The 16734-nt window shown below is 48.5% G+C and carries 16 protein-coding genes; 8 read left to right on the top strand and 8 right to left on the bottom strand.

Translation table 11 applies throughout. The features are described from left to right. Window positions 1-4 precede the first annotated feature (4 nt). From BP71_RS18710 to BP71_RS18685, 6 genes are all read right to left on the bottom strand, one after another. Window positions 5-1477: an ankyrin repeat domain-containing protein gene (locus BP71_RS18710; RefSeq protein ID WP_496381953.1), complete on the bottom strand. Its 1473-nt coding sequence runs from the start codon at window positions 1475-1477 to the stop codon at window positions 5-7. Between the two features lie 163 nt (window positions 1478-1640). After that, window positions 1641-4043, bottom strand: a complete 2403-nt coding sequence (locus tag BP71_RS18705) for an ABC transporter permease (protein WP_496381951.1) — start codon at window positions 4041-4043, stop codon at window positions 1641-1643. Window positions 4044-4335: 292 nt separating this feature from the next. Next, the gene (locus BP71_RS18700) at window positions 4336-5022 is read right to left on the bottom strand and encodes a LytR/AlgR family response regulator transcription factor (protein ID WP_496381949.1); all 687 of its coding nucleotides are present in this window, start codon (window positions 5020-5022) and stop codon (window positions 4336-4338) included. After that, complete coding sequence (locus BP71_RS18695) at window positions 5019-6050, bottom strand: sensor histidine kinase (RefSeq protein WP_496381947.1); 1032 nt, start codon at window positions 6048-6050, stop codon at window positions 5019-5021. Before BP71_RS18695 ends, BP71_RS18700 begins: the two co-directional genes overlap by 4 nt. Before the next feature lie 44 nt (window positions 6051-6094). Further along, the gene (locus BP71_RS18690) at window positions 6095-6865 is read right to left on the bottom strand and encodes an ABC transporter permease (protein WP_496381945.1); all 771 of its coding nucleotides are present in this window, start codon (window positions 6863-6865) and stop codon (window positions 6095-6097) included. Window positions 6866-6867: 2 nt separating this feature from the next. Next, the gene (locus tag BP71_RS18685) at window positions 6868-7773 is read right to left on the bottom strand and encodes an ABC transporter ATP-binding protein (RefSeq protein ID WP_496381943.1); all 906 of its coding nucleotides are present in this window, start codon (window positions 7771-7773) and stop codon (window positions 6868-6870) included. Window positions 7774-8156: 383 nt separating this feature from the next. Here BP71_RS18685 and BP71_RS18680 point away from each other — a divergent pair, with 383 nt between their 5' ends. The 8 genes from BP71_RS18680 (at window position 8157) to BP71_RS18645 (ending at window position 14930) form a co-directional block, all read left to right on the top strand. Next, a complete protein-coding gene (locus BP71_RS18680) occupies window positions 8157-8489 on the top strand; it encodes a PadR family transcriptional regulator (RefSeq protein ID WP_496381941.1) in 333 nt (110 codons plus the stop codon). 1 nt (window position 8490) lies between these two features. Continuing rightward, window positions 8491-11163 (top strand): ABC transporter permease, encoded by a 2673-nt coding sequence (locus BP71_RS18675; RefSeq protein ID WP_496381939.1) that lies wholly within the window; start codon window positions 8491-8493, stop codon window positions 11161-11163. A gap of 367 nt (window positions 11164-11530) precedes the next feature. After that, a complete protein-coding gene (locus tag BP71_RS18670) occupies window positions 11531-12046 on the top strand; it encodes a putative immunity protein (protein WP_496381937.1) in 516 nt (171 codons plus the stop codon). 215 nt (window positions 12047-12261) lie between these two features. Next, window positions 12262-13347, top strand: a complete 1086-nt coding sequence (locus tag BP71_RS18665; RefSeq protein WP_496381935.1) for a serine hydrolase domain-containing protein — start codon at window positions 12262-12264, stop codon at window positions 13345-13347. 23 nt (window positions 13348-13370) lie between these two features. Beyond that, window positions 13371-13700, top strand: coding sequence for a hypothetical protein (locus BP71_RS18660; protein ID WP_496381933.1), 330 nt, complete (start codon window positions 13371-13373; stop codon window positions 13698-13700). Continuing rightward, window positions 13690-14259: an RNA polymerase sigma factor gene (locus BP71_RS18655; RefSeq protein WP_496381931.1), complete on the top strand. Its 570-nt coding sequence runs from the start codon at window positions 13690-13692 to the stop codon at window positions 14257-14259. The genes BP71_RS18660 and BP71_RS18655 overlap by 11 nt, the downstream gene beginning before the upstream one ends. Before the next feature lies 1 nt (window position 14260). Further along, the gene (locus BP71_RS18650) at window positions 14261-14566 is read left to right on the top strand and encodes a hypothetical protein (RefSeq protein WP_496381929.1); all 306 of its coding nucleotides are present in this window, start codon (window positions 14261-14263) and stop codon (window positions 14564-14566) included. Between the two features lie 139 nt (window positions 14567-14705). Continuing rightward, window positions 14706-14930 (top strand): Kazal-type serine protease inhibitor domain-containing protein, encoded by a 225-nt coding sequence (locus tag BP71_RS18645; protein ID WP_496381927.1) that lies wholly within the window; start codon window positions 14706-14708, stop codon window positions 14928-14930. 3 nt (window positions 14931-14933) lie between these two features. Here BP71_RS18645 and BP71_RS18640 read toward each other — a convergent pair whose 3' ends face one another. Beyond that, window positions 14934-15791 carry a CPBP family intramembrane glutamic endopeptidase gene (locus BP71_RS18640; protein ID WP_496381925.1) on the bottom strand — a complete coding sequence of 286 codons (858 nt, stop codon included), beginning with the start codon at window positions 15789-15791 and terminating at the stop codon, window positions 14934-14936. A gap of 6 nt (window positions 15792-15797) precedes the next feature. Then, window positions 15798-16406: a serine hydrolase domain-containing protein gene (locus BP71_RS18635; protein ID WP_496381923.1), complete on the bottom strand. Its 609-nt coding sequence runs from the start codon at window positions 16404-16406 to the stop codon at window positions 15798-15800. Between the last annotated feature and the right edge of the window lie 328 nt (window positions 16407-16734).

The raw sequence follows: 16734 nt of genomic DNA, 5'->3' as shown, positions 1-16734 counted from the left end.
GCAATTACTTGAGAAAATTGACGGTAACATTGTTTTTGGAAAGTGACTCGTTTTCCCCGGCCAGGTCAAAAGCCGTTTCCTGAAAATTGGTCCGGATGTCTTTTTTTGCCCCCATGGACAGCAGATATTTGAGCATCGTGTCATCCTTGGAGATCATGGCAGCTCTGTGCAGGGCCGTAAGACCTTCCTTATTCCTGGCGTTGATGTCGATTTGATAGGTTTCCAGTTTTTTGACCAACGACAGATCGTTTTTCGCTACCGCAAGGTGATATAATGTGTTGCCGTTTTGCTGCGGCTCGGTCACTTTCAGGCCTTTTCCTGTCAGGATCGCCATTTTTGCATCGAATTCGGCAGCTCTTTGCGCATTGTAGGATTGCACAAGATATGAACCCAGGTTGTCGCCGTTCTTATCTGTCACGCTTGCGGACGCACCTTTTTCGATCAGGTAAGCGACGATTTCGGGAGAATTGCCCCGCACCGCCATTGCCAGCGCCGTAACCCCTTTTTGATTGCCCTGGTTAATGTCTTTTACCTTTGGGATCAGCACGTTAAACACAGCCGTGTCACGGTTGGATGCGGCAGCATTCATCAAGGGGGTATTTCCATCCTCGTCGGCCTGGTTCACATCCACGCCTTTGGAAAGGAAATACTGGATGATTTCACGTTGTTTGGGCTTGCGTGCCAGCGAATGCAATACGTTGCCGCCATTTTTACCAACCGCCGTCGGCTTGATCTTCAGGCTTTCGAGGTACTGGTAAACTTCAATGGTATTGGCACCGCCGCGGCTGCCCTGCGCGGCCATCAGCATAGCATGATCGGTGGCAGGAACACCCTTCTGCAACAGCGTTTTGAGGAGTTCGATGTTGCCGCTTCTGGCCGCGTAGGCGAAAGCATTGTTCCCGGCAGCGTCGACACTTTTAAGGTCTAATCCATTGGACACAAAATAATTGGTAAGCACCAAATCTTTATCGCTGGCGACCGCCAGGAGCAACGCATTGGCACCGTCGTGGTTCAGATCACTTTTCAGATTCGCGCCATTGGCCAGGCAGATGTCATAAACCCGGGTATTAGGCTGGCCGGCGCCCGCCGCGAAATTCAGCGGAGTGGACCCGTGGCTGTCGATCCCGGTAGCTTTGGCACCTTTGGACACCAGATATTCCATGATCTCGGTATTGCCCCTGCTCGCAGCCCAGTGAATGTAGTGACGGCTGTCGTGTGTTAGCTTATTGATGTCGTTGCCGGGCTGCGTCAGCAGGAATTTAATGGTTTCGGTGGGCGCCTGGGCATTGATGGCCAGCACCACCGGATCGAAACTCGCACCATTGAACTGGGCCGGATTGTTCCCTTTTTCAATGGTTGCTTTTACTGTGCTGACGTCGGGAGCATTTTTCCAGAAGGATTGTTCCAAAAGCACGTTTTGCTGTGCATGTGCCGCAAAAGCAAACAATGCAGAAAAGGTAAAAATAAGCTTTCTCATACTGAGGAATTTAATTAGAAACTAACTATCGGGCCCTGAGCCTTTGGGAGGCGCACAAAGGTAATCGATAACTAGTCTAAATAATACCCTTTCTGAAAATTTGACGGGTCTTGAAACTATGTTTCAAACGCTCGGTAGCTGCGCAACAATTTTTGCCGGGATATCACTCGCTTCTTAAACTTTTCACCGGGTTCATCAGCGCTGCCCGGATACTCTGAAAGCTGACTGTCAGCAAGGCAATGGCGATCGATAAGATACCTGCGAGGGGAAAGACCCACCATCCGATTTCGGTGTGGTAGGCAAAATCCTGCAGCCAGTTTTTCATACCGTACCAGGCAATCGGCGAGGCGATCAGAATGGCGACAAGGACGGGTTTGAGAAAATCTTTCGAAAGCAGCCCGACAATGCTGGATACCGAAGCGCCCAGCACTTTTCGGACGCCGATTTCTTTCGTCCGGAGCTCCGCCATAAACATTGACAGACCCAGGAGTCCCATGCAGGATATGAGGATCGCGACACCGGCAAACACGCCAAATAGCAGTTGCTGGGTTTGTTCGCGGGCATATAGCTTGCCAAAACGCTGGTCGAGGAATTCATATTGGAACGGAACATCGGGAAACCGCTCTTTCCACACCGACTCGAGATGGGCGATCGTGTTCTGAATGTTTCCGCCTGCCACCTGCACCGACACGCGCCCAAGGCGGCCCGGCTGGTAGAACATCACGATGGGGGCTACTTTCTGGTGCAGTGACTCAAAATGATAGTCTTTGGTAACGCCGATGATCTGGCCGCGCATCTGGCCGTAACCGAAGCGGTTGCCAATGGCTTCATCAGGATTTTTCCAGCCCAGCAGGCGGGCGGCAGTTTCATTCAGCACAAAACCGTTGGTACGGTCAGTAGGATGCTCACGGGAAAAGTTGCGGCCCGCGGCCATCGCAATCTGGTAGGTGGGAATAAAGTCTTCATCGACCGAAAGCGATTTGATACTGATTTCCGTGGGTGCCATGGAATCCCCTTTCATCACATAGGCGTCCCACGAATCGAGCAGCCTGCCCGAGGGGATGCGCGACGAGCGGCCGACTTCCCGCACACCCGGATTCTCTTTGAAACGCTGGCGGATCGCTTCGACATCGGTCGTCGAATCGTCGGACATGCTGAAAATGACGACCTGATCTTTGGCATAACCCAGTTTGTAATTTTGAATGTAGCGCATCTGGTTATAAACAACCGTCGTACTGATGATCAGCGTCACAGCGATCGCGAACTGGGCAACCACGAGCGTCTGGCGTAGTTTACCGTTTTTCAGGGCTGTGGCAATTTTCCCTTTCAAAACGGCGATCGGTTGGAAGCCCGTCATAAAAAACGCCGGATAGCTGCCTGCCAGGAGCCCTGTAAATGCAGTAATACCGAATAGTATCGCCAGGAAGCCGGGATCAAGCAACGCGGCAATCGAGAGCTGTTTTTGGGTAAAATTATTGAATAGCGGCAGGCTCAGGACAACGATCATAAATGCGATGGCGACAGAGATCAATACCAATAGTACGGATTCGCTGAGAAACTGATTGACCAGCTGCGTACGTACCGCGCCGATCACCTTGCGCATACCCACCTCCTTGGCCCGCGTGGCCGACTTGGCGGTGGCCAGGTTCATGTAGTTGATGCAGGCAATGAGCAGAATGAAAACCGCGATTGCTGAAAAAAGGTACACGTACTGGATATCGCCATTGGCTTCTATTTCCGAATCCTTGTGGGAGCGCAGGTGAATGTCTGTGAGTTTGGTGAGCGTGAGCACGGAGTACTTGGAAGTATTGGGGCCGACGTGCTTGTTCTGGAACGCAGGAAATGCGGCCACCAGATTTTGCGGGTCGTAATGCTTTGGCAGCAGCAGGAAAGTCGAGAACGAGTTATTACCCCAGTTATTGCGAAGCCCTTCGGCCCCGTAAATGCGGTTGTCGTTCAGTGTCGAGAAAGAGACAAGAAAATTGGGGTGGAAATGCGATTGCGAAGGCAGCCGCTCGAAAACGCCTGTGACCGTATAATCGAACTGGTTGTCCATCCGCACCACTTTCCCGATGGGGTCCTCATTTCCGAAATATTTCTCGGCCATTGGTTTGGAAAACATGATGGAAAAGGGGTTTTCGAGCGCCTTGTCCGGGTTTCCGCGGTCTATTTTAAAAGTAAAAACCTTGAAAATGTTCGCTTCCGCTGCAAACATCTGTTCTTCCGAAAAGCGCTTTTCGCCATACCTTACCAACGCTCCGGTTTCGAGCAGGCGCACCACTTGTTCGATCTGCGGGAAATCCTGCTTCACCAATGGCCCAAAGGGCGGTGCGGCATGCCCCAGACTGAGCGATTCCGTGCCATCGTTGGCCAGGAAGGTGCGGTTTAGCCTGTAAATGCGATCGGCATGTTCGTGGTAGCGGTCATAGCTTAGCTCGTCTTTCACATACAGGGCCAGCAGCAAAAAGCAGGTCAGCCCTAACGATACGCCGGAAATGTTGATGAAACTGAAAGCTTTGTATTTCGTCAGATTTCGGAACGCTATTTTCAGATAGTTTTTGAACATGATGTCTGCATTTTAGACCCGGGGAGGTACTGGAAAAGTTATTAACGGCAACAGGGGCTGTCCTAATAAATGTATGCCATTGTTGTAATGTATTGAAAATCAAAAATTTAATAGATGTTGCTCCGTCCGAAATCGGACGCTGTTGTTCAGGGTTGCACGGCAATGGGGAAGTTGCTGGCCGATGGTGTTCATGTGATTATTCATGAAAGGCTTAATGCTTCTGTGCCGTACCATGCGGTGCCAGCAACTTGAAGGCCCCTTGCATCAAGGAAGATGTCTGAACCTACATTGTTTAATTTTTTCCCAGTAGTCGTAAAAATTCCTTGCGATAGGTAGCAGAAATGGGAATGTAGATGTTGTTGATCCTCACTTTCTCCTTTTCTATGATTTCAATCTTGTCGATGGCTACCATAAATGACTTATGCACCCTGCAAGCGACATGTGACGGGATCTCTTTTTCGAAATCGGTGAAAGTCTGTAAGGTCATGATCCGTTTGTGTACCGTATGAATCCGGCGGTAATCCCGCATTCCCTCAATGTAAAGTAAGTCGTTCAAAGACACCCTTTCCAGCCGGTTGTCGGTTTTGACGAACAGGGCGGTTTTGTTGGCGGATGTAGTCCTGGCCAGGCTGGTCGCGACTTTATCAACAGCCATCACGAACCTTTCAAAGGTAAATGGTTTGAGCAGGTAGTCGGTCACGCTCAATTCAAAACCCTTTAATGCAAATTCATGGTAGGCCGTAGTAACGATCACCTGGCTTTCGACTTTCATGGATTCCAGCAAATTGATGCCGGATAACGCGCCCAGATGAATATCCAGAAAGATCAGCTCGACCTTGTTGAATTTCAGGAAAGAAAATGCGTCGACCCCATTCTCGAAAGTCCCCACGAGTTCCAGGAAAGGCAACCGCGACACATAACCGCTTACGCGTTCCATAGCCAGAGGCTCATCCTCGACGATGATACAGGTGATTTTCATTCTTCAATGGTCAGTTTAACGCGGTAATGTCCGTCTTCAAGGTTGGTGTTCAATTGATGTTTGCCCGGATAAAGCAGTTCCAACCGCCTTTCCACCAAGTTTTTCCCCAATCCGCCCGGCTGCCTGTCTGCCTGCACACCCGGCTCGACCCGGTTTTCACATTCAAATAGAACCCCCTTTTCATTGATCGCAAAACTGATCCGGATAGCATTGTCCGCCCTAAGGTTGGTGTGTTTGAATGCATTTTCGATAAAAGGGATAAACAGCATCGGCGCTATCGTTCTTTCGGCCGGATCACCTGCCAGTTTGTAGCTAATGGCATGGATGTTGGCAGTCCGGATCTTTTGCAAGGCCATATATTTTTCAATGTAAGCCAATTCGTTCGTTAAAGGTATCCGGTTCGCTTTGGTTTCATATAACATAAACCGCATGATGTCCGACAACTTGTTGAGATAGGCGGACGCTTTCACGCTATCTTTTTCGATCAGTATATCGATGTTGTTGATGGTATTGAAAAGAAAATGCGGATCCAGCCGGGATTTCACCAGGGCCAGCTCCATTTCGTAATTTCTAAGATTCAGCTCTTCCCGCAACCTCAGATCGCGAAGCCACGATTCGAAACCCTTGATGACAAAACCGATAGCGCCATTCACCAATGCAATGAACGTGATAGGTATGGCCAGGCCCAGAACGCCGCTTAATCCGTCATTGTCCCAGTAACTGGCATTGAAAAGCACGGTTAGCAGGCTGATTCCGGCCAATGCCGCGAGCAGGCCGGCAGCCAGCGACAACAAAAGCAAGCGGGCCGGCGACTTCGTGCGCACATAATGCGGGAAAAGCCAGTTGTAAAACGAATAAAAACCGATCAGTCCCGGCACCACCGCAAATCCGGCCATAAGCCGGCACCAATGCGCAAGCGGCATCGGCGGCCTTTGGAATAAGGTCAACAGGAAATACAGCACGCCCAGAAGCAACGCGTACAGGAGCCAGTATCCCAGCTGGACCAATATGGTAACCGATTTTTTCATCTCGTGCGGACTTGCGGGGCGACCACGTCTCGCGTTAAAACTGATCAGCCCCTGCTCTTCCGGTTAATATATAGGATATAATTTAAAATGGTAAATAAGAAGAAATACCCAGCCGCCCAGGCATAGATATTCACCTCGGGATCTATGCGGTTGTCGTTGATCAGAAACTGCTTCGAGCAATAGGTATAAGGAAGAAAATAGCCATATTTCCACGAAACCGCGATCAGGGAAGCAATCATCATCGCGAAGCCGATCCCGATGGGCACCATGAAGTTCCGGATGTGGATACTCAGCAGATATTGAAGCGAGAGGATGGGGAGGCTGTAAAGAAAAAATTTGCTATTGCCGATCAAAAACGCCTCGAACGGAAAGTCCTGTTTTGGAAACGGGACATCGGCAAACAGCAGCGCCGGAACAATGCCCGCCATCACAATGCCCAGGTTGAACAACAGGAAAAACTGGACGAGCATGATTATAACAATGCAGAATTTCGCCAGGAAAAGAACCGTGTAGCTTTGGGGCGTAGTGTGCACCTGCTTCCAGGCATTGTTACGGAATTCGATCTGGGCGATCAGACTGGCCGTCAGAATAATACCCATGGGTAACAGGAACACCGACATATATTGCCAGCACTGACTGTAAAGCACCTTCCAAATCGTTGCGGAAGAGTTACTTTCGATCAGTGTATGCGGGTTAAGGAGTCTTTTGATCAACACGAGGGCGGGGATAAACAGCGCGCCGACCACTGTGAGCCAGGAGGCCGAACTATGCCTCTTTTTGATCCATTCACTTTGAATACTATTGAAGATAACCATGATTATTGATTGATGAAATCGATGAAAATGCTTTCCAGGTCCTGATTCATGGCGTTGATGCCGTAGATCATTATCCCCGCTTCTACCAGTTCCCGAGTGATCGTCCCGATCTGCGATTTCGTCGAAATGGCAATCCGCAGCCTGTTGTCGTGGAGGTTTTCTGAGGCGTACCTGCCATCCAAAATACCCATCGCCTTTGCCGCATCATCCGTTTCAAAAGTTACCCGGGATAACTCCCGCCTTCTGGTCATCAACTGATCGAGCGTCCCCTCGTACACCAACTGCCCCTGATTGATAATGCCGACATGACTCACCAGTTTCTCCATTTCGGATAGCAAGTGACTGGAAACGACGATTGAAATACCATGTACCCGGTTCAAATCTTTGAGCATTTCGCGGATCTCGATCATGCCGTTAGGGTCCAACCCATTGGTGGGTTCATCGAGCACCAGCAATTTCGGGCTGTGGAGCAGCGCTATCGCGATACCCAGGCGCTGCTTCATACCGAGCGAAAAATGGGCCGCTTTCTTAGCGCCGGTACGCGCCAGTCCGACGAGGTTCAGCACTTCACCAATCCGTTCCCGGGGGCACTGGTAAAGCTTTTGAAACACCTGCATGTTCTCGGCGGCAGTTAAGTGGCCGTAATAGGATGGGCTGTCGATCAGCGAGCCGACCTGTTTCAGGATTTCCAACCGGTTCTCATGGAAGGGCTTACCGAAAATGTTTATCTGCCCTTCCTGCGTTTTGATCAGTCCCAGAATAAGCCGGAGGGTCGTCGTTTTCCCGGCGCCATTCGGTCCAAGAAAACCATAAATGCTGCCCCTGGGAACACGCATATGAAGGCCTTTGATGACATTATTGTTTTTGTCAAACCGGTGGTACAAGCCATTTATTTCCAGAACAGACATTTGCTTCAAATAAGATTGATGGAATGCTGCAAATGTAAATTCCGGCCCCTGCCCTCATCCGGGAAATCTGCAAAATGGGGCAAAGCGTCTGCAAAGTGGTGTATTGGCACGTAACGTGGTTCCCGAGGGTCAACCGAAGTCATCACCCAAAATCATAAAATATGTTAAATAGCTACAATCCAGATCGTTATAGACATATTTGCATATACATTTGATGCTTAGGCGGATACATCATCCGGCATTTATCACTACGTTTTTTGGGAAATCCGGATGTCAGACAGGTGGCAAGTGGTTCATAACCAGCGTTCAACGAGAATATTTAATCACTATTTGTATGTATAATAAAAAATATTTTACATACATTTACGTAATTAATATTCAAGATGAAAGGGACAAACCTCGGAGAATTCGAAGAACTGGTGCTGCTTACCGTCGCTGCGTTGATGGAAGAGGCATATAGTGTAGCGATATGCGATGAACTCTCGAATCACACGGGCCGCTCAGTGAAACTCGGCGTGGTGCACGCGGTGCTTAACCGTCTGGAAGAGAAATCGCTTGTGAAAAGTCAGCTGGGCGAAGCGACCAAGGCCCGTGGCGGCAAACGCAAAAGATTTTACCAGCTCACCGTGCCCGGAAAGGCGGCATTGGTACGCGCGAAGTCGATGCGGGACGACCTGTGGAATAAGATACCGTCGCTGACGTGGAAAAAAATATAGTATGAAAGAGCAACGGCAACACCATCCGCCCGAATGGGCACAGCGATTTGTAGCGTGGTATTGTAAGCCAGGGCTCGTGGAGGACCTCACGGGCGACCTCCATGAATATTTCGACCGCAACCTGCAATCGGTCGGGCCGTTTCGGGCGAAACTGATCTATATGATCGACGCCATCAAGTTTTTCAGAAGTTACACGGTACGAAAACCCACATTTGCCAACCTTTTTATCAACTGGATCATGATCGGAAGCTACGTCAAAACATCGAGACGCAACTTAATGCGTAACAAGCTGTTCTCGTCCATCAATATCGTCGGTCTCGCCATCAGCATGTCCGTCGGGCTGCTGCTGATCGCCTTTGTACTCGACCTGCGCTCTTACGATAAGTTCCACCAAAAAGGGGAGCGGATCTATCGCATTACCAACATATTGAGCTCCAACGGTGAAAAAAACAGCAAGTATTCATCCACATCGATTAAGACGGGAAAGCTGATCCGCGAAAAAGTGACCGGCATTGAAGAAGTGGCCATCCTGCGCAACGACTTTTTAAAGGATGCAAAGGTTGGCGAGAACATTCTGCCTGTCAAAGGTTACTGGGCGGAACCTTCCATATTCAGGATCTTTACGTTTCCGATGGTGGAAGGCAATCCCGAAACGGCGCTGAAAGATCCTTATTCGGTTGTGCTCACCGAGTCGGCAGCGAAAAAGCTGTTCGGCGACCAGCCTGCGCTCGGCAAGGCGATCAAATTCGACGAGTTCGATTACCAGGTGACCGGCATTATGAAGGATGTTCCCTTCTTCTCTCACATCAGCTTCGAAGCACTGGTATCGTTCTCCACGGCTATTCAAACCAACAAAGCCGACAAGAATTTCGAAGACTGGACGAATATGTACGGAAATTCCGTGTATCTACTGCTGCCTGAAAATACCTCCGCCGCATCCAGCCTGACTTCCATCCAGAAGCAGCTCGATGCCATTGCAAGAGAGGAAAACCTGGCCGATGAGAATACCAGGATCCAGCTCGAACTGCTTCCATTGCATGATATCGTTGTGGGCGAGAGCCTCAATTCCGGCTCCATGAGCGGCAGGGTGGATCCGCATATGCCCCCGACGGTGCTCTGGATATTGGGCGGGCTTGCGCTCGTGGTGATTTTGTCGGCTTGTTTCAATTACACCAATCTCTCGATAGCGCGTGCGATGCGCCGTTTTAAAGAAATAGGCCTTCGCAAGGCCGTGGGTGCCGGCAAAAGCCAGGTAAGGCAACAGTTCCTGGCCGAGGCCGTGATGATCTCGCTCATCGCGCTGTTCCTTTCATTCTTTATATTCCTCGTGTTACGTCCGCAGCTGATCGGCATGGCCCCGGAAATGCAGCGCACAGTGAAGCTCGACCTCACGCCCGCTATGGTCATAACCTTCATCGTCTTTTCGGTGACGGTCGGCGTCATGGCCGGTTTCATGCCTGCATTGTTCTTTTCGAAAGTGAGCGCGATCAGCGCCCTGGGGAATACCGCGTCTGTGAAAGTATTCAAGCATTTATCGCTCCGGCGTGTTTTGGTGGTGATTCAATACACGGTCACGCTGATCTTCATCACTACTACCGCTGTGGGTTATGTACAGTACAAAAATATACTGGCATTCGATCTCGGTTTCAGTACGGAGAACATCCTGAATATCAATATGCACGACAATAAACCCGATGCATTTATGAAGGAACTGGGTGAAATGCCGGAAGTCACGGACCTCTCCCGGTCGCTGATCATCACCAGCGTCGGGAATGCCTGGGGTGGTTTTATTAAATACAAAGATTCGCGGGACTCTGCGCTGGTGATGACCAACAATGTGGATGAAAATTATATGCCCCTGCATGGCTACAAGCTCATTGCCGGGGGGAATTTCACGAGCCGGCCCACCACTCCCGAGGGCGTCCGCGAACTGATCGTGAATCAGCAGTTTTTAAAACGCTTCAACATCAGCGCGAGCGATCCCGCGCAAGCGATCGGCCAGGAAGTTACTTTCAGCAATTTCAAATTGCACGGACACAGAATGACGATCGTCGGGGTGATGAAGGACTTTCACTATGGCAAAGTGGAGAACCTCATCGGGCCGGTAGCATTCATGCCCTGGACATCCGGAGACCGGGCCGTCATTAATGCCAAAATACAAAGCACCGACATGCCGGCGACCCTGGCCAGGATCGAATCCGCGTGGAAGAAGATCGACCGCGTGCATCCTTTTGACGCTGAATTCTACGAAGAATCGATAGAAGAAGCTTACAGCGAATTCTCCACCATGATCAAGATCATTGGGTTCCTTTCATTCCTCGCCATTTCCATCGCCTCGATGGGGTTGTTCGGAATGGTGGTATTTACGACCGAGACTAGGCTGAAAGAGATCGGCATCCGCAAAGTGATGGGCGCCACATCCGGCAACCTCATCTTCCTGCTGAGCCGCGGCTTTCTGGTATTGCTGTCGATATCCGCGCTCATTGCCCTGCCTGTGACTTACTTCTTCTTCGAAAAATTTGTTCTTAAGAATTTCCCTTACCATACGCCCGTTCAAATCGCGGAGCTGTTCATCGGCTTGCTCACGGTACTGGTGATCGCATTCATGATGATCGGATCGCAGACGATGAAGGCCGCACGGACCAATCCCGCGAAGGTTCTGAAGAGCGAGTAGGGCAGATGTCAGGCAGGGGGACAATACAATCCGGATAAAATCTTTCCGCGCAGGTTGCCTATGGAGAAGCCTTTTTCCCGGATGCGTGGGGAGCGTAAACGGTCAAACCTGTGTCTATTAATACTTTGGATAGAGCATGCCGGTACCGCAACCAGGTCAGGCACCGTCGCATTCGGGCACCAAGGTTTGGCCCAGTTCCGGATCAATGCGGCATCAATGCCGTCGTTGGCCAGCCCGCGACTATTGATGAAAACAGCCGCATTTCTTTGTAACCGTTTGATTTATCCATTTGTTGCTGATAAGATTCCTGACTTTAATATATTTCGGCAACAGTTGAAAGATATAATTCCCCCGTAAATTTTAGCCAATGATCCTACCCAAGGAAAGAGATCCAAGATTCATCACCATAAGGCGTGGAGGAAAGTTAACAGATTCCGACCATCGTTTGCTGGCATTATGGGCGGCTGATTGTGCCGAACATGTGCTGCCCCTGTTTGAGCAAGCTAACCCCAATGACACCCGGCCGCGGGAGGCTATTGCATTGGCAAGGGCCTGGGTAAATGGCGAAATAACCATGAAGGATGCTCATAAAGCCGCCTTTGTAACCAATGCTGCCGCAAAAGGAGTATCCGAAGCCGCCAAGTTTGTGGCGCTGGCAGCTGGTCAGGCCGTAGCCGTGGCGCACGTCGCGGCACATGAATTAGGTGCTGCTGCATACGCAATCCGGGCTGTCAGGGAATCTGCTGAAGAAAACCTGAAAAATGAATTGGCACGCAAGGAATGTCAATGGCAGCGCGACCAGCTTCCGGACGAAATTCGCGAACTTGTATTGGATGACCAGCGACTCAGAAATCATATCTGTTGGTTTGTATTCGATTGCTGACTTTAGAGTGAGTAAAAGTATTCATCCCGACATTGTAATCTATTCCAAATATCTTCATCCAAATCTCCCGTAATTGTTACTTAAAACGCAGGTGTTTGCCGGGTAAATTGCAAATTAAATCGAGTCATTCATGATAACATGTAACCTTTTTTTATTCTGCCGGATCAAATGGCAGGAATATGAAGAAAGCGTTTTTAAACTGTTGCATGAACGATATGAAAGTATTTTTCCGAGCACTCATCGTATTAGCAATCACGGCGGTGGGAATACAATCATTTGGCCAAACTGGCTCAATTAGGACAGTAACGGGCAGTAAGATTGAAGCAGGGCAGCTGGATGAATTCATCCGGCAAAGCATGGATAGCCTCAAAATACCAGGGTTGTCAATTGCTATTGTCAATGATGCGAAGATGGTATATCATCGAACTTTTGGAGTTAAAAACTTCGACTCAAAAAATGCGATTGATAGCAATACGATCTTCGAGGCGGCTTCTCTGTCCAAGCCATTGTTTTCTTATTTTGTAATGAAAGAAATTGAAAAAGGGATAATTGGCCTGGATGATCCTCTTTATAAATACATGCCTCATCCGGCCATTAAGGACAATGACAAAAGATATGAATTAATAACTCCTCGTATGGTCCTATCCCATACTACGGGCTTCCCCAATTGGTCCGTTGACAAGCCCATCGAAATACAGTTTACCCCCGGCACCAGCTTTTCGTACTCCGGAGAAGCACACCAGTATCTTACAGCTTTGCTCGCGGTAATTCAGCACACCAATTGGCAATCGGGACTGGATTCAATTTTTCAGCAGGACGTTGCCAGGCCACTTGGAATGAAGCGATCGTTTTATGTCCGAAATGCCTACACTACCAGCAACAAAGCAACAGGCTATTTTAAAGATGGGAAGGCCAAGGATTTCTGGCTGGATGGCTCAATATCCTTTGGCGGTGCCCATTCACTTCATACAGAGGCTACGGATTACGTTCGATTTTTAATAGCAATGATCAACGGTGAGGGATTGAAAAAAGAGACATTTGATGAAATGTTGAAAGAACAGATCCATTTTGCTGAGGACAGCGACTTGTCGTCCACAGGGCAAACGGGGTGGTGTCTTGGCTTTGCCATGAAGCCGATGCTATATGGAATGCGGTATCTTCACACTGGCAGCAATTCCGGGTTTCAATCTTATTGCTGTTTCAATAGGGAAAACAAATACGGGCTCGTCCTTTTTACAAATTGCGAGAAAGCATTTGAACTATATGCCCGGATAGGCAAATACCTGGACGACGAGTTTTGATTCACAATTTAACCTCATTACGCATGCAAAATTTAGAGACTATTTTTTTAAGTATCGCCATATTCGGTTCAGGCGTACTGGTCATATTCATCATTGCAAAATACAGTTACTTAACCAAAAAGGTTTTTGCTGAGAAGGGAATGCCCCATGATGCAAGTAAGATGTCGTACCCGGAGATCGCGTGCATTGTGATCGGCATTGCCCTGGGACTTGGCGCTTCATCGGCTTTTACGATACTGGATCTTCCGGAGGACACCATGGATATGTTAATCTATGCGACTGTCCTTTTGGGAGGCGGTTTAGGACTTTTATGCGCACATTTTATCCGAAAAAAGGGTGAAAGTGCGAAATGAAACGGATCCCGACCGGCGGACGATAGAGCGAATAAGAGCAGGTGACGCGTCCGAATTTCGGATGATTGTCGAGAAATATAAAGATGTGTCTCTGTCATTAGTCAGCTCATTAATCAAAAACGATGCGGAGGCAGAAGACCTTTTACAGGATGCATTTATCAAGGCATTTAACAATATCCATAAATTTCGATTTGAATCATTATTCTCGACCTGGCTTTACCGAATAGTCGTCAACACCTGTCTGAGAAGGAGAGAAACGGATAAAGCCGGCCTTTTTGACGGGCTGTCAAAAGTCGAAAGGACACATTCACAGGAGCTGTCCGGCATCGACCTGCTGGAACAAAATGAGCGAAGTACTTACATTTCACTTTGTTTTAAGATGATGAAACCGGAAGAAGCGCTCCTTTTGAGGCTTTTTTACCTTTGCGACCTGAGTGTTGCGGAAATACGGCAGGTGACCGATTACAGTGAGTCGAATATTAAAGTCATACTGCACAGGGCAAGAAAAAATATGCATGAAATTCTGGTGAAACTCACCGGGAATGATCTCAAAATCTAATATGAACGAAGATACTACAAGAGCCCTTGTCAAGGCAGGTATGCTGCACACTTCGGACGAATTTGCCCGGGAGTTAATGTATAAACTGGAACGCAGAAACGCATTGCGGCGCGAATTTGCCAAAGCGTTCATGGTGGGTTGCAGTTGCTGTGTTTTTATTCTGGTGTTGTTTGCAGCAACCTCGCATGCGGTTACTGTGTTTAGCTTACATTTCCCCGCCTTCAACGTGAAGCTAATAGGTGTTATCGTGGTTGTCGGCTTACTGAACCGATTAATAGCAATGAAGGAAGCGCTAGCGGCAGGTTGACTTGTTACGGGCCATTGTTTTCAGGATGAATATTTCGTATTATTGGTTACAATACCTGTCAAAGCTTACCGGTTCAGGCAAATAGCTTTCGCTGGCAACGGCTGGATTATCGCTAAGATCTCTTAATTATGACATCCTTATGCGCTGTTTAACAAGATTCTTGATGCTGATCGCACTGGCAGGCTGCGGCGACGAAAAGCGCCCCGACCCGGACTGTGTTGAAAAACCCAGAGATGCCTCCGGTTGTTACACCGTTTATCACCCCGTTTGCGGTTGCAACGGAAAAACATACAGCAATGAGTGCGAAGCCCGTGCGCATGGAATTGTTTCCTTTCAAAAAGGCAATTGTGAAGATCCGCGGTAGGCTTTACCGGAATTGACTTCGGCGAAAATACAGGATGAGCAGCATTGACAAGATTAACGAACTACTGCCGTAAAGCCAACTGTAATTTGGAAACTGCACTTCCAGATTGTGAAGAACCACCTGGTCTTTGAAGAAAAACGAAAGAATGAATAATGAATTATTGATAAAGTGTACCAGAATGGGGACCCATAGATTTCCTGAAAATACATATAGATAGCCAAATATCGCCCCTAACGCCAGCCTGGGGAAGAAGCCGTAAAACTGTAAATGCACAGCACTGAATAACGCTGCCGTCAGCCAGATGCCCAGGTGGTTATTTTTAGTCCCCTGTATCAGTTTGTTCTGTATAATACCTCTGAAAAACACTTCTTCGCCCACTGATGCGATTAAAGCGCTGACAACCAGTAGGGTAATCAGCTGATCAAAAGACTCGATGGCCGTGAGCTTTGCTACCAGTAATTGATTGGCCTGCTCTTTTTGTATCATCCAATGCTCTACCGTTGAGAATGCTTTTGGAAGAGTTATCCCCTTGTTCCATCCGATCAGTATTTCATTGAACGGCAGGAATGTAATCCCGACGAATATGCCTGCCCAGAGAACAGAAACACTTTTTAAGGGGCGTTTACTAAACCCTTTCCAGCTTGCGGATTCGAACCAATGCCAATAAACCAAAGGTGGAATAAGGTAAATGCAGAGGTGGTTGATGGCTACATTGGTAACTAAGCCGTACCAGGGCGATACATGCTGCATGAGGAACGCGGCCATCGCTGTCAGAACCATGCCAAGCGCCATACCCAGCAGGATGCACCCCGTGAAAAGGAAAATAAATTTTAGACTTGTCAGTTGTAAATGCTGATTCATAAAGTGTCAATCCCGTAAATACTCGTCAAAGGGCATGCCTGAAGCCAATTCAATAATGCTGGCAAGCAACAGATAATTGGTATTGGAATACCGGACCCCTTCGCCCGCAGTGAATACTGCCGGCCTGTTTTTCTCAGATAACTTTTGAATGATATCCGCATTCGAGTGGATGCGTGAGACATCAATATCCTGCTCCGTCCAGGCCAGGAAGTCCTCAATTCCCGAAGTATGTGAAAGCAGATGCTTTATCCTGACGCCCGGATAGTGTAATTCCGGAAAGAATTTGCCCGGGCTGTCCTCATAGGAGAGCAGAGCCTTTTCTTTCAATTGCATGATCCCCATGGCTGTGAAACCTTTGGTGCTAGAGCCGATTTCGAAAATAGATTCGTTGGTCAGAAGTCGTTCTTTCCCATCCCCGGCGGAGCCCAAAGCAGTTTGTAAAAGCACCTTACCCCGATCCATGATCAGGACGCAACCGTTGAGGTTGTTACGTTGGCCGAGCGTGTCAAAAAGCGCTTTTAGTTGCGCTTGCCGGCCTTGGGCAGATGTTTGCAGACAACCCAAACAGAGCAGGGGAAGCAGGGCAATCGTGACCTTGAAAAAGTTGGAAAACATCGGACCGCCGGTTTGATGAAGTGTTTGCAATTAGGATATGAGTGCAAAGGCAAAACCAACGCAGATCTAACAAAGCGATTTCTTAAATGGGCAGTAATTTCCCTGGACATAAAGCTGGCCAGAGCTGTTTGAATGCATTTTAGTGATGAAAAAATCTCTAAACTGTTTATGTCACTGGCAGTGCTAGTTATTTTGTAGATTTGAAAAATAGATCAAGAATATCTCAGAAATATACAAAATACGCAATACGTGTGTTTCAGGTTATGCACAACTTTAATACAAAAGATGCTTGGAAGTAAGCTCATTAAGTGAAGGTTCAAGCCAAGAT

Source organism: Dyadobacter ginsengisoli DSM 21015, assembly GCF_059568735.1.
This window is presented reverse-complemented; position numbering and strand designations above follow the sequence as displayed.

Coding starts and splice junctions, on each gene's coding strand:
- BP71_RS18635 (WP_496381923.1), bottom strand. CDS start 16,406: ATGTTTTCCAACTTTTTCAAGGTCACGATTGCCCTGCTTCCCCTGCTC.
- BP71_RS18710 (WP_496381953.1), bottom strand. CDS start 1,477: ATGAGAAAGCTTATTTTTACCTTTTCTGCATTGTTTGCTTTTGCGGCA.
- BP71_RS18650 (WP_496381929.1), top strand. CDS start 14,261: ATGAACGAAGATACTACAAGAGCCCTTGTCAAGGCAGGTATGCTGCAC.
- BP71_RS18700 (WP_496381949.1), bottom strand. CDS start 5,022: ATGAAAATCACCTGTATCATCGTCGAGGATGAGCCTCTGGCTATGGAA.
- BP71_RS18695 (WP_496381947.1), bottom strand. CDS start 6,050: ATGAAAAAATCGGTTACCATATTGGTCCAGCTGGGATACTGGCTCCTG.
- BP71_RS18645 (WP_496381927.1), top strand. CDS start 14,706: ATGCGCTGTTTAACAAGATTCTTGATGCTGATCGCACTGGCAGGCTGC.
- BP71_RS18670 (WP_496381937.1), top strand. CDS start 11,531: ATGATCCTACCCAAGGAAAGAGATCCAAGATTCATCACCATAAGGCGT.
- BP71_RS18665 (WP_496381935.1), top strand. CDS start 12,262: ATGAAAGTATTTTTCCGAGCACTCATCGTATTAGCAATCACGGCGGTG.
- BP71_RS18690 (WP_496381945.1), bottom strand. CDS start 6,865: ATGGTTATCTTCAATAGTATTCAAAGTGAATGGATCAAAAAGAGGCAT.
- BP71_RS18680 (WP_496381941.1), top strand. CDS start 8,157: ATGAAAGGGACAAACCTCGGAGAATTCGAAGAACTGGTGCTGCTTACC.
- BP71_RS18705 (WP_496381951.1), bottom strand. CDS start 4,043: ATGTTCAAAAACTATCTGAAAATAGCGTTCCGAAATCTGACGAAATAC.
- BP71_RS18660 (WP_496381933.1), top strand. CDS start 13,371: ATGCAAAATTTAGAGACTATTTTTTTAAGTATCGCCATATTCGGTTCA.
- BP71_RS18675 (WP_496381939.1), top strand. CDS start 8,491: ATGAAAGAGCAACGGCAACACCATCCGCCCGAATGGGCACAGCGATTT.
- BP71_RS18685 (WP_496381943.1), bottom strand. CDS start 7,773: ATGTCTGTTCTGGAAATAAATGGCTTGTACCACCGGTTTGACAAAAAC.
- BP71_RS18640 (WP_496381925.1), bottom strand. CDS start 15,791: ATGAATCAGCATTTACAACTGACAAGTCTAAAATTTATTTTCCTTTTC.